Here is a 12,803-nt window from a genome sequence, read left to right as displayed (position 1 = left end):
AATGGTCTAGACTGACCATTCCTTCAAAACAGTGAATGGTGAATGGTCTTTAAGTTACTTTAGTAATTAGTGAATTTAATTCTCTTAATTTTTCAGGCTTCCCCTACCTGTGGGAAGCCACCGCTCTTAATTGCCTCACCCACCAGTTTGTCACTGGCGGAGGGAAAGATTTGAGCTAGAGAAACGAAGTGCTCGCCTTTGCAACCGGAATGTTTCCTTTTGAAAAAAGGTTTCCAATCAAAACATTCCGGGGGTAACAGCGATCGAAAGCCAAACTTTCCCATAGCTCTCGCTCAAACGTTATTATTTCGTTAAACGATTATAAATATCGACGTATCTTGCGGTTGTTGCTTCAACTACCTCTTGTGGAAGTGGATCAGGTTTGCTGTTCTTGTCCCAATCGGTTCCGGCGAGATAGGTGCGCACTGGCTCTTTATCCATGCTGTCGATCTCGATGTCGAGTTCATAATTCTCTTTGGCCCAGAAGCGTGAAGCATCTGGGGTGAAGATTTCGTCAATCAAGATGACCTTGCCATCCACGATGCCGAACTCGAATTTGCAGTCTGCGAGGATGATGCCACGCTGATCACAGTAATCACGGGCAAATTCGTACAGTCGTAGGCTTTTTTCCTGAAGCTCAACTGCGAGTGCGTCTCCCACCAGTTCTTTCATGCGATCCATTGGGATGTCCTCATCGTGACCAACATCGTTTTTGGCTGCCGGTGTGAAAATGGGAACTTCGAGCTTGGCGTTTTTGCGAAGTCCATCAGGCAGTTTAATGCCATTCACTTCACCACTCGTCTCGTATTGTCTCCATCCCCCACCAGTGATGTATCCACGCACGACACACTCAATATCAATGCGTTCAGCTTTGCGTGTTACCATGATGCGGTCTTTGAGCAATTCAGGGTCTGTGATAAGGTCACCCAGTTGATTCACATCGGTATGAACGACGTGGTTCTCCATCATGTCACCTGTCAGTTCAAACCAGAAGCTGCTTAGTTTGTTCAGTACGTTTCCTTTCTCGGGAACTGCCGGGTCCAGCACGTAATCAAATGCCGAGATTCGGTCGGTAACCACGATTAGAAAATGTTCACCCAGATCGTACAATTCACGTACTTTTCCTTTATATAACAGAGGTGCTTTAACGAGATCTGCCGCAGTGGACAGTGCCATGGGCTCACCTTCTTTCAGGAGATGTAAAGTATACGTCCAATTCCCCTCATCACGCGGGGCCACTACGAATGTAGAACAACCTTTCGATCGCTGTTATCCCCAGATTTTTTGATTCCACTTTTGCAAAGTGAAAATCCGGGGATAAAGGCGAACGCTTTGCTTCTTCAGCTTATTTCTGTCCTCTGCGTTCCCTGCTGAACCATCATTCTGCGCTATAGCCTTATGGGACTTATATATTAGTCGTTCAAGCCGAGCTTTTTGAAGATGGTGTCTACATGCTTCAGGTGCCATGACGGGTTGAAAGCATCTGCGATTTCTTCTTCGTTCAGCACTTCCGTGATTTCCGGTGTGGATTTCACGATATCCTGGAACTGGCGTTGTTCTTCCCATGCTTGCATCGCACGTGGTTGAACGGTATCGTACGCTTGCTCGCGGCTGAAACCTTTATCGATCAGCTTTGTCATGATACGACCGGAGAATGGTACCCCGTAGGTGCGCTCCATGTTACGTTTCATGTTTTCAGGGAAAACAGTCAGGTTCTTCACGATGTTACCAAAACGATTCAGCATGTAGTTCAGCAGCATCGTTGCATCCGGCAGAATGATACGTTCTACGGAAGAATGTGAGATGTCGCGTTCATGCCAGAGCGTTACGTTCTCGTATGCCGATACCATATGTCCGCGAATGACGCGGGAAAGACCGGAGATGTTTTCACTACCGATCGGGTTACGTTTGTGTGGCATCGCAGAAGATCCTTTTTGACCTTTAGCAAAAGCTTCTTCCACTTCACGGAACTCACTCTTCTGTAGCGCACGTACCTCTGTAGCAAACTTGTCCAGGGACGTTGCGATCAACGCCAGTGTAGCCATATACTCCGCGTGACGATCACGTTGCAATGTTTGAGTCGAGATTGGCGCAGGTTTCGTGCCCAACTTTTCGCAGACAAACTCTTCAACAAACGGATCGATGTTCGCGTACGTTCCTACTGCGCCTGAGATTTTGCCGTATTGTACATTGTCTGCTGCATGGCGGAAACGCTCCAGGTTCCGTTTCATCTCTTCATGCCACAATGCCATTTTCAGTCCAAATGTCGTTGGCTCCGCATGCACACCGTGCGTACGTCCCATCATTGGTGTGTGCTGATAAGCCAATGCTTTTTCACGAAGAATTTCAATGAAATTCACGATATCCTTTTCCAGAATCTCATTCGCTTGACGCAGTACATAACCCAGAGCCGTATCCACGACATCTGTGGAAGTCAGTCCGTAGTGCACCCATTTCCGCTCCGCACCCAGACTTTCAGATACCGTACGTGTAAATGCGATAACGTCATGACGTGTTTCCTGTTCAATCTCATAGATGCGGTCGATGTCAAAAGATGCGTTCTGACGAAGCAATGCTGCTTCTTCCTTAGGGATTACACCCAGTTCGGCCCACGCCTCACATGCACAAATTTCAACTTCAAGCCACGATTGGAATTTGTTCTCTTCGGTCCAGATGGCTCTCATTTCGGGTCTGCTATAACGTTCAATCATGAATTTGTATTCCTCCAGAGGTTAGTTTGTTCAATCCATTGCAATCCTTCTTCAACATCCTGACAGAGCAGATTCACATGCCCCATCTTACGTCCTGTTTTCGCTTCGGTTTTACCATATATATGAAGCTTGGGAATCACACCGAGTTCTATCGCTTCCGCATCAGGCTGCCCTGTTCTTGCGATAATGCCTTCCAGATGCTCTCCAAGCACATTGACCATAACAACCGGACTCAATAACGAAGTGTCCCCAAGTGGTAATCCGCAGATCGCACGGATATGTTGTTCGAACTGAGAAGTCGCACAAGCTTCCATCGTATAGTGACCAGAATTATGTGGTCTTGGTGCCAGTTCGTTGACGTACAGTCTTCCATCCGCCGCTACAAACAGTTCCACAGCCAGCAACCCAACAGCCTTCATCGATTCTGCCACCGCTGCTGCCAGCTTTTGCGCTTCAATCTGGATGTCTGTGGCAACTCTAGCCGGTACAATTGAAGCATGCAAAATGTTATTCACATGAATGTTCTCCGCTGGCGGGAACGTCTTGATCTCCCCATTTGTACTACGCGCTACAACGACCGATATTTCGCATTCAAACTTAATGAATTGTTCCAACACCAGTTCCGAACCAGTAGCTGCAAGTTCTTCGTATGCCGCAACAGCCTGACTTGCTTCCCGGATGACCCGTTGACCTTTGCCATCGTAGCCTCCAGTCACCGTCTTCAGTACACAGGGCACTCCAAGTTCGCTAACAGCAGCAAGCATCGTATCCGCACTTGTGATTTCCCGATAAGGCGCGACTCTCACTCCGGCGGCTTCGATCGCACGTTTTTCACGCAACCGATGTTGTGTGGTGTACAGTAACGCACTTCCTTGCGGAACGTAAGACTCACGTTCAATCAGCCCAGCCACTTCTGCATCTACATTTTCAAACTCATACGTAATGACATCGCATTGCCGAGCCAGTTCAAGTGCAGCTTTGGCATCGTCATAACCAGCTTCAATCTGACGAGCAACTTGACCACAAGGTGCATCCGCAGCGGGATCAAGAGTAACGAATCGATAACCCATTGCCGTTCCTTCGAGCGTCATCATCCGTCCGAGCTGTCCGCCTCCAAGAATGCCGATGGTTGTTTTCCCGGGCAGCAGGACTTTTTTTAGCTCTCCTGCTATACCGGATTGGTTCCCTGCTCTATTCATAGTTCTTCACTACTTTCGAGTACTTCTTGTTTGATGCGCTCTCGGCGAGCTTCAGAGCGACGTTGGACATCCGGGTCAAAAGCACCGATCATTTGAGCTGCCAGCAATCCTGCATTCGTTGCCCCTGCCTTGCCAATCGCCACAGTTGCGACGGGAATACCACCAGGCATCTGAACAATGGACAACAAGGAATCGAGACCGTTCAATGCTTTGGATTGAACCGGTACGCCAATGACTGGAAGCATCGTTTTGGCGGCAACCATACCAGGTAGATGTGCTGCCCCGCCTGCCCCTGCAATGATCACCTTGAATCCTCGATCAATTGCTTGCTCTGCGTATTCAAACATCAGATCCGGTGTACGATGGGCGGAGACCACCTTTTTCTCATACCCAATCTCCAGCTCGTCCAGCACCTCGCACGCATGTTTCATCGTTTCCCAATCCGACTTGCTGCCCATAATTACAGCGACTTGCAGTGACATGAATACATCCAACTCCCGTCTGCGCTTTTTTGATTACATCTGACTATTAAGGAACTCTTATTACGTGTGAAATGAAAAAATCCGCTACCCGCGAAAACATCACATTTTCTCCGGACACCGGACTCCAAGAAATACGTATCCCTCATTTGGGCATGCCAAAAGGGGGCTTGCTGTCCGCATCTGGTTGCATGCGACTCTCAGCCGTATCTCCTCGTAGTCCGGAAATTTACGGTTCCCGGGTAGATACTTCCGGGCCCTATTCCCGGCGTTATACGAGCAAATATCTATCAAACTATCTTCGTTCATTTTAGTAATCTCTTATTACACATTTCGTTCCTACTCGACCTTATTCTTACCTGATCGACACATCTAACATTCTAACAATCCCCTACAGCTAATGTCAACTTAAAGACGAACATTTAACATATTGACAAATATAATGTTCGGGAATTGCTTCTTTAAATTCGTTTAACCAACCATTTCATCCCATAAAAGAAAGCCGGCTCCTCTTCAATCTCTCGAAGACAACCGGCTTCCTGCTTTTCAGTGCGTACACACTTCATCCATTATTTTACGATCAGTACTGGAACCTGCGCATGCTGAACCACATTGTGACTGACACTACCCAGGACAAATTCCCGAATACCACCCAGTCCGCGGCTACCAATAATAATGATATCAGAATCATTTTCTTTGGCAAAATCAAGCAATACTTCCGCAGCTGCTCCTTGAATCAGGTCCACATTGGCCGTTACACCCGCAGCCTGAATTCGTTCTTTCGCTTCATCCGTCGTCTGCACGGCCAGATTGTAATAGTCATTATTAAGTGAAGGTGGCAATGGAGCCAGTCCCTCACCAATAAATACACGTGGGAAATCAAAAGCATGAATGACATCCAGTACTGCATTTGGGGACACTTTAGCTAGCTCAATGGCACGATCAAGTGCTTTATTTGAAGCTTTGGAACCATCATAAGCCACTAATATTTTGGAAAATAACATGTGAATCCCGTCCCTTCCTTTATATGTAGAGCACGCGAAGCAAGCTTCGGTCTGACATGTAATAAACTAACAGAACCATATAACTCCTTAAACGTTCCGGAACCACAATGAACCATTTATACGAATGAATTTACATATCAGACGAATTAATGATACACCTTTCACTTCAGCGTAAGTCTTGTTTGAATGGTTACGCATTTGTTCCATGTGTTCATTGAATAAAGTAACCATAGATTACCGCATTTAAGAACAACAACAACGGAATGCCAATGGTGAAGCTGGGATGTTTAGTCTTATGCCTTTTCCGATACATCGCGATCCAGACTCCCAAAGCACCGCCTATAAATGCTAATAAGAATAACGTCCGTTCGGGTGTACGGTCACGACGCTGTTGTGCACGCCTCTTATCATCCGACATCACCAGATAACCAACTACATTAATAAATAAAAACCACAATATAAGTCCGGTTTGCATATAATTCTAGCGATCCCCCTGTCCCGGGACATCTCCCTGTCTCCATTATAGTCCTCATCAGAGACATGTTCAACGCACCGGATAGGGAACCGCAATTTTGTGTAATAACGCTAACCTCGCTCTAACCTAGGACTCCTGCTTTGGAATACCGTTCAGGCTTGGTGCTCTTTTGGCTGCTTTGTCCGGGCGCACAGCGATACTCTCTTCCCGAATACTGTCTTTGTTTTGCTGGTTATGAATTTTCTCTGGTTTGTTATGCGGCATGTAGGTATCACCTCCTTGGCTTACGTTGCCTGAAAACGGAGGATCTTATACGACTTCACATAGATGAGTAGAGAAAAGTTATAATCAGTCCCTTTGGAGTAAATGAGTACATCATTCGCATGGCTCGTATCGCACGAGATACGACTTCAACTACCCTCAAGCGTGTTACTCTCCCTTTTTCTCCATAGCCGCCTTCAGCAGATCTCCAAGGTTAGACCCAATGGACTCCTGCTTCGCATATTGTTTCACCAGCTTTTGCTGATCGCGTTTGTTCACATGCTGTTTGTCCTTATCCAACGTTTCTGTAATACCACAAGGTAGACATTGTACGTATAACCCCGCCTTACCTTCTTTGATTTCCATCTTTTTGTGGCACTGCGCACAACGACGATTGGAGAGTCTCTTTTCTGCCGAACGACGATACCCGCAGTCCTCGGTAGGACATACAAGAAACTTGCCGCGCTTGCCCTTCTTCTCCAGCAAACGTGCATTACAGTCCGGACAATGGCTATTGGACACATTATGCGGCTTGTACTCTGCTTTGCTGCCTTTTACCGTAGACACCAACTCTTTTGCCATGGATCGGATACTATCCAGAAACGGCCCCGGTTTCCCTTGCCCACGAGCGATGCGTTCCAGTTCAGCTTCCCAGCGGGCAGTCAGATCCGGTGAACGAAGCTGCGGGGCAGCCAGTTCAATCAACTGTTTCCCTTTACCGGTTGGATGCATGCTGTTGCCTTGACGATCTATTGTATCGGAACTGACCAGCTTCTCGATAATATCCGCACGTGTAGCTGGAGTGCCGAGTCCATGCTTTTCCATCTGGGAAAGCAAAGCAGCTTCGGTATACCGTTTGGGCGGCATCGTCCGTCCACTTTTAATATGGCAACGCTGAACCGTCACGGACTGCCCTTGCTGCACATCTGGCATAAGCGCACGCTCATGGTCTGCTGCATCATCAGTACGGTCATCGTCATCATCGCTGTAATCGCCGCCGTATACTTCACGCCATCCACTTTCTTTCACCGTTGTACCTTTAACATGGAAGGAGTCATTCCCCACCTGAACCGTGATCGCAACCGAATCGTACTTCGCTGCCGGATAGAATAGGCTGATAAAACGACGTACGATCAGATCGTACAGTTTGCGTTCCTCTGGATTCAATTGATTCAAAAGCACCGTCTGCTCCGTTGGGATAATCGCATGGTGATCCGTAACTTTGCTGTCATCCACAATACGTTTGGTGATATTCAGATTTTTGCGCAACAAAGGACGTGCCAAAGACGCATAAGGTCCAATGGCTACACTATCCAGCCGTTCTTTCAATGTAGCTGTCATGTCCGAAGTCAGGTACCGGCTGTCCGTACGTGGGTACGTTACGAGCTTGTGCTGTTCGTACAGACGTTGCAGGACATTTGATGTTTGCTTTGCAGAGAAACCATATTTCCGGTTGGCATCCCTTTGCAGCTCCGTCAGGTCATATGCCAGTGGATGCGGCTCAACTTTCTCGCTTTTCTTCACCTGGGCAATCGTGCCCTTGCGCCCGTCTACCCGTTTCTTCAATTCCTGCGTTTCTTGAGGGTCGAAAATTCGTGAATCTCCCCCAGCTGCCCGCCACACAGCCTGAAAACCTCCCAAATCTGCCGTTAACGTCTCATACTCCTGCGAGCGGAAACCGTTAATTTCATTTTCCCTGTCCATAATCATGCCCAAGGTCGGAGTTTGTACACGTCCAGCAGACAACTGGGCATTGAAACGAACGGTTAATGCACGGGTCACGTTAAGTCCGATCATCCAGTCGGCTTCCGCCCGGCAGCGTGCAGATTCATAAAGACGGTCGAACTGACTACCTGGTTTCAGCGAAGCAAATCCGTCTTTGATCGCCTTATCTGTCTGGGATGAAATCCACAGGCGTTTAAAAGGTTTTTTCCACCCTGCCATCTGCATGATCCAACGAGCCAGCAATTCTCCCTCACGTGCTGCATCCGTCGCAATGACAAGCTCACCCACATCCTGACGCTTCATCAGCTGCTGCACGGCTTTATATTGATGGTTGGTCTCTTTAAGTACCTTCAGTTTCGTACGCTCTGGCAGAATAGGCAGGTCCTCCAGATTCCATGTGGCATACTTTTTGTCGTAATCCTCGGGTTCAGCTAATCCCACCAGATGTCCAAGCGCCCAGGTAACGATATATTTCGGGCCCTCCATATAACTTTTATGTTTATCACGCGCACCCATAACTCTGGCTATTTCGCGAGCTACAGATGGTTTTTCTGCGAGTACCAATGTCTTCACTTCATATCTCTTCCTCTCTGGTAGAACGTTATGTCTCTTTTATCCCTATCTTTTCATTATATCATTTCACACTAAAGCTATGCTCTGTCATCTCTACTTCCTAACCTACTCGCATCCTGTAACCTCATGTTTAATCAATATATCGATTACATGTCATATTTATTAACATCGAAGTGTGTAATAGTTTTTCTGAGTACATGTAAACAGCAGTATGAATAAGTATTAACACTGTAAAGTATTGATGTATACGTTTTTTTGGATAAATATAAACCTTGTAAGATTACCTGACATAACTATACAATGTGTCAAAAGCATAGAAACAGAATCGCTGCTACACACATCAATGAGACACAGGAAGGGAGCGTGGATGCATGACTTATCATGGATCTGTATTGAAAAAAAGTGGGGCTTTGTTACTGGCAGGTGCTGTTGTTGCCACAACATGGGGAGGAACGGTACCTTCGGCATCAGCTGCAACGGCAACGCCTACGAGTAAAACAACAGTAGCAGCTGTATCCAAAGGAAAAGCGCCAGCAACTCCGGTAGCATTTGTTCAGGCTATGGAAGAAGCGGCTACACTTGCAGGTGTTCCTTTTACCATGGACAAGCTCTCTGGCACAACCGTACAACGTAAAGATGCTGCGGTCGCCTTGCAACAATGGCTCAAGCTGGATTCGACTACCGTATCATTCAAAGATGTCCCGGATGAAGCCACTTTCGCAGGTGCTGTTGGTGCATTGAATACTGCTGGGCTAATGAAAGGTTATACCGATTCCCTCTTCCTTCCAAACGCTGTACTTACCGAGAATGACCTCTCCATACTGAAAGACCGCATTTATAACTACATAAAACCGTTTGTCCTGGAGGAAGCAACCATCATGGATCTCCAGACTGCAATGACGCAAGGAAAACTGACATCAAAAGAACTGGTTCAAAAATATCTGGACCGCATTGAAAAATACGATGATCAAGGTGTAAGCATCAACGCCGTATTAACCCTGAACCCGGATGCACTCCAAATTGCGGAGCAATTGGATGAAGAACGTGCAGCACAAGGTGCCCGCGGGCCTCTGCATGGCGTTCCGGTTTTGGTAAAAGACAATTTCGATACCAATGACATGCCTACAACCGCAGGCTGTATCTGTCTGAAAGATTCCGTCCCTGCTCATGATGCTGAACAAGTGAAGAAACTCAAAGCAGCTGGCGCCATTATTTTGGGCAAAACAAACCTGCATGAATTCGCATTTGGCATAACGACATCCAGCTCATTGGGTGGACAAACACTGAACCCTTACGCCCTGGACCATTATCCAGGTGGCTCAAGCGGTGGAACAGGTGCAGCCATTGCATCTAACTTTGCCGCAGCCGGTATGGGTACAGACACTGGCGGTTCGATCCGTATCCCATCCAGCTTCAACAGCCTTGTGGGTATCCGTCCAACCATCGGACTGTCCAGTCGTGAAGGCATTATCCCATTGGCTCTGACACAGGATGTTGGTGGACCTATGGCTCGTACGGTTAGTGACGCTGCAATCATGTTGGATGCTACAGCCGGATATGATAAAAAAGATGTCGCTACAGCTTACGCGGTTGGAAAAATCCCTTCCAGCTATACAGACTTCTTGGATGTAAACGGACTGAAAGGTGCACGCATCGGTGTGGCCACAGAACTCATCCCAAGTACCAAAGCTGAAGAAAAAGCCGTTGCCGACGTGATCAACACCGCTGTGGAAGAAATGAAGTCATTGGGAGCTACCGCAGTTCCCATTTCCATCCCGAACTTGACTGAGATCAACAAATACCCAAGTCTCAGCGGATATGAGTTCAAGTTCCAACTGAATGACTATCTGGACTCATTGGGTGCAGACGCTCCATATCACAGTCTGTCCGAGATCATCGCTTCCGGAGAGTTCGACAAATCTCAGGAGCAATCCATGAAGACTCGGGATGCACGCCAAACGTTGGAGACTACCGAATACAAGGACATCGTCCTGAAACGCACCCAAGTTACACGTGAGTCCCTGCTGAAAGTTATGGCAGACAACAACCTGGATGCCATCATCTATCCTACGTCCACACAAGCCGCTGGTGTTATTGGCGAAGGACAAAACTCCGGTGGTAACAACCGATTGAGTCCTTTCTCCGGCTTCCCGGCGATTACGGTCCCTGCTGGTTTCACAACTGATGGTTTGCCAGTAGGCATGGAATTCCTTGGTCGTGCCTTTGATGAAGGAACCTTGATCAAGCTGGCTTACAGCTACGAACAAGGAACTCATCACCGCCAAGCGCCTAAGCTTACGCCGTAAAATATTTATGGGATTAAGCAATTCCGGTTAACACAAAAAATAGATGCAATCATATCACTTTTTTGAAACGAGTTAACCCACTAAAGAGACCACCTTCTTCATGACAGCATGAAGTTTGGGTGGTCTCTTTTAGGTTCTCTATTTATTTTTGTGTTGCATACCGTCGGATGTTACTCATTCCTGAACGTTGTCTGGCACGCCCCATTTCAGCACCAGACCTGCGTACGTCAGACCACCGCCAAAGCCAAAGAGAGCTACGTTCTGTCCTTCTTTCAATTTCCCTTCATCCACTGCAAGCTGTAAAGCAAGCGGAATGGAAGCAGCAGATGTGTTCCCCCGATACTCGACACTGGTTAAAGTACGTTCCAAAGGAACCGGACCACGTTCGCAAACAGCTTCAATCATTCTCATGTTGGCACTATGCGGGACAAACCAGTCAATCTGGTCAGGGCTTAATTCAGCTTTCGTTATAAGTTTACCCAATTGCTCTGGAATCGTCCGTACAGCCCACTTATAAATCTCTCGCCCATTCTGAACTAAACAACCTTCGCCCTGTAAAGGCACACCATTCATCTCCGAAGACAGACCACTCTTATAGAGATGTACACCGCCTTCTCCATGTGTACCTGATATGGCTACCATAAAGTCACCTTCAGCACCCGATGATCTCTCCACCAAGAAGGCCCCCGCTCCATCACCAAACAGTACACAAGTCGTGCGGTCTGTGTAATCCGTAATTTTGGATAATGTCTCTGCTCCAATTACCAGTACTTTGCGGTACATTCCACTGGTCACCAGACTGTCGGCTAGCTGTAATCCGTAGGTAAAACCTGCGCATGCAGCATTTAAATCCAGTACACCCGTGTGTGGGATCTTAAGATTAGCCTGTACTCTGGATGCCGTACTTGGGAAAGCATATTCAGGTGTACTTGTAGCCACAAGGATCATATCCACATCTTCTACACTTACATCATAACGACGTATCATATCTTCTACAGCCTTCGTAGCCAGGTCAGATACAAATTGATCTTCAGCTGCAATTCGCCGTTCTCTCATACCAGTACGCTGTACAATCCATTCGTCACTTGTCTCGACCAATTTCTCCAGATCAGCATTCGTTAATATTCGATCCGGTACATACGTCCCCATTGCCGTGATGGTTGCCTTTGATTGATGCTTCATACCGGTAGTCACCTCACTTGTTTTTTACCATTATAGCACTAAGTCTTAGTACTTGGTACTAATTTTATAAAATATTTATTATGATTCTTTCGTTAGTTGTTTATTTTAAAGTGATCTCTTCATTCTATTACCCAGAGCAATACAAACGATGGCATGCATTTTCGATGAAGAATTGTGGATATTCCCTGACTAACATGAAGAATGCCTTAATTATATGCGTTTTTTATAGACAGCTCATTCAAACAGGAGGAAAATAAACAAATTGCCCTACATTACTAAAGAATAGAGTTGATCTATATCCATGAAAAAAGAATTAAATATCCTTGCCATTTCCGGAAGTCTGCGCAATCAGTCCTCCAATACGTTACTAATGCACGCCATGATTAAACTGGCTCACACTAACCTTAAGTTTGAAGTATATGATGGATTAAATGATCTGCCACATTTTAACCCTGACCTCGATGTCGAGGAGGGTCCAGTGTCCGTACAGAACTTGAGAGCCCAACTTAAGCATTCGGACGGTGTCCTTATCTGCACGCCAGAGTATGGAAACGGCGTTCCTGGGGTCTTAAAAAACGCACTAGATTGGGTTGTATCTTCTGGAGAATGGCTCAATAAACCCACCATTGTCATTGCTGCTTCCCCAAGCCCCATGGGAGGTGACAAAGCCCATGCTTCCTTATTGCTCACACTAAACATGATTAATGCACAAGTTCTACAGGAGGGCTGTTTAACCATTCCTCATATTACATTGAAAATGAACAAACAAGGCGTCATCATTGATTCAGAAACCCAGCATGCATTGCAGAACTCCCTTACAATCCTTGGGGAGGCTTGCAACCAAATGAAAGTATAGACAGATGTTGTACTTAAATCGATGATAGAGAA

General features: G+C 46.7%; 11 protein-coding genes and 1 riboswitch. Of the genes, 2 read left to right on the top strand and 9 right to left on the bottom strand.

All coding sequences use genetic code 11. The annotated features are described in order from the left end of the window. Nucleotides 1-303: 303 nt before the first annotated feature. From MHH92_RS03745 to MHH92_RS03710, 8 genes are all read right to left on the bottom strand, one after another. Nucleotides 304-1,176 (bottom strand): phosphoribosylaminoimidazolesuccinocarboxamide synthase, encoded by an 873-nt coding sequence (locus tag MHH92_RS03745; RefSeq protein ID WP_076253839.1) that lies wholly within the window; start codon nt 1,174-1,176, stop codon nt 304-306. A 236-nt stretch (nt 1,177-1,412) separates the two neighbouring features. After that, nucleotides 1,413-2,711: an adenylosuccinate lyase gene (gene purB / locus MHH92_RS03740; protein WP_047840491.1), complete on the bottom strand. Its 1,299-nt coding sequence runs from the start codon at nt 2,709-2,711 to the stop codon at nt 1,413-1,415. Then, nucleotides 2,708-3,910, bottom strand: a complete 1,203-nt coding sequence (gene purK / locus MHH92_RS03735; RefSeq protein ID WP_340902017.1) for a 5-(carboxyamino)imidazole ribonucleotide synthase — start codon at nt 3,908-3,910, stop codon at nt 2,708-2,710. The genes purB and purK overlap by 4 nt, the downstream gene beginning before the upstream one ends. Then, the gene (purE, locus tag MHH92_RS03730; RefSeq protein ID WP_017690699.1) at nt 3,907-4,392 is read right to left on the bottom strand and encodes a 5-(carboxyamino)imidazole ribonucleotide mutase; all 486 of its coding nucleotides are present in this window, start codon (nt 4,390-4,392) and stop codon (nt 3,907-3,909) included. Before purE ends, purK begins: the two co-directional genes overlap by 4 nt. A 194-nt stretch (nt 4,393-4,586) precedes the next feature. Then, a riboswitch (purine riboswitch) is annotated at nt 4,587-4,688 on the bottom strand. Between the two features lie 270 nt (nt 4,689-4,958). Next, nucleotides 4,959-5,393 carry a universal stress protein gene (locus MHH92_RS03725; RefSeq protein WP_047840488.1) on the bottom strand — a complete coding sequence of 145 codons (435 nt, stop codon included), beginning with the start codon at nt 5,391-5,393 and terminating at the stop codon, nt 4,959-4,961. 211 nt (nt 5,394-5,604) lie between these two features. After that, nucleotides 5,605-5,868 carry a DUF1294 domain-containing protein gene (locus tag MHH92_RS03720; protein ID WP_017690702.1) on the bottom strand — a complete coding sequence of 88 codons (264 nt, stop codon included), beginning with the start codon at nt 5,866-5,868 and terminating at the stop codon, nt 5,605-5,607. A gap of 126 nt (nt 5,869-5,994) precedes the next feature. Next, entirely contained in the window at nt 5,995-6,132 is a 138-nt protein-coding gene (locus MHH92_RS03715) for a hypothetical protein (RefSeq protein WP_017690703.1), read from the bottom strand. A 165-nt stretch (nt 6,133-6,297) separates the two neighbouring features. Next, nucleotides 6,298-8,427, bottom strand: coding sequence for a DNA topoisomerase III (locus tag MHH92_RS03710; protein WP_340902011.1), 2,130 nt, complete (start codon nt 8,425-8,427; stop codon nt 6,298-6,300). A gap of 371 nt (nt 8,428-8,798) precedes the next feature. Between MHH92_RS03710 and MHH92_RS03705 the strand changes: the two genes are divergently transcribed. Then, nucleotides 8,799-10,733 carry an amidase family protein gene (locus MHH92_RS03705; protein ID WP_340902010.1) on the top strand — a complete coding sequence of 645 codons (1,935 nt, stop codon included), beginning with the start codon at nt 8,799-8,801 and terminating at the stop codon, nt 10,731-10,733. A 174-nt stretch (nt 10,734-10,907) separates the two neighbouring features. On the opposite strand, the gene MHH92_RS03700 is transcribed toward MHH92_RS03705, so the two are convergent. Further along, nucleotides 10,908-11,915, bottom strand: a complete 1,008-nt coding sequence (locus tag MHH92_RS03700) for a ketoacyl-ACP synthase III (RefSeq protein ID WP_340902009.1) — start codon at nt 11,913-11,915, stop codon at nt 10,908-10,910. Nucleotides 11,916-12,216: 301 nt separating this feature from the next. On the opposite strand from MHH92_RS03700, the gene MHH92_RS03695 reads away from it, so the two are divergent. After that, on the top strand, nt 12,217-12,771 hold the full coding sequence (locus MHH92_RS03695; RefSeq protein WP_036668406.1) for an NADPH-dependent FMN reductase: 555 nt from the start codon (nt 12,217-12,219) through the stop codon (nt 12,769-12,771). Nucleotides 12,772-12,803 lie beyond the last annotated feature (32 nt).

Origin of the sequence: Paenibacillus sp. FSL M7-1414 (genome assembly GCF_038003195.1) — a bacterium.
In the GTDB taxonomy this organism is placed as follows: domain Bacteria; phylum Bacillota; class Bacilli; order Paenibacillales; family Paenibacillaceae; genus Paenibacillus; species Paenibacillus amylolyticus.
Note: the sequence above shows the minus strand (reverse complement) of the source record. Positions and strands in the feature narration are given on the sequence as shown.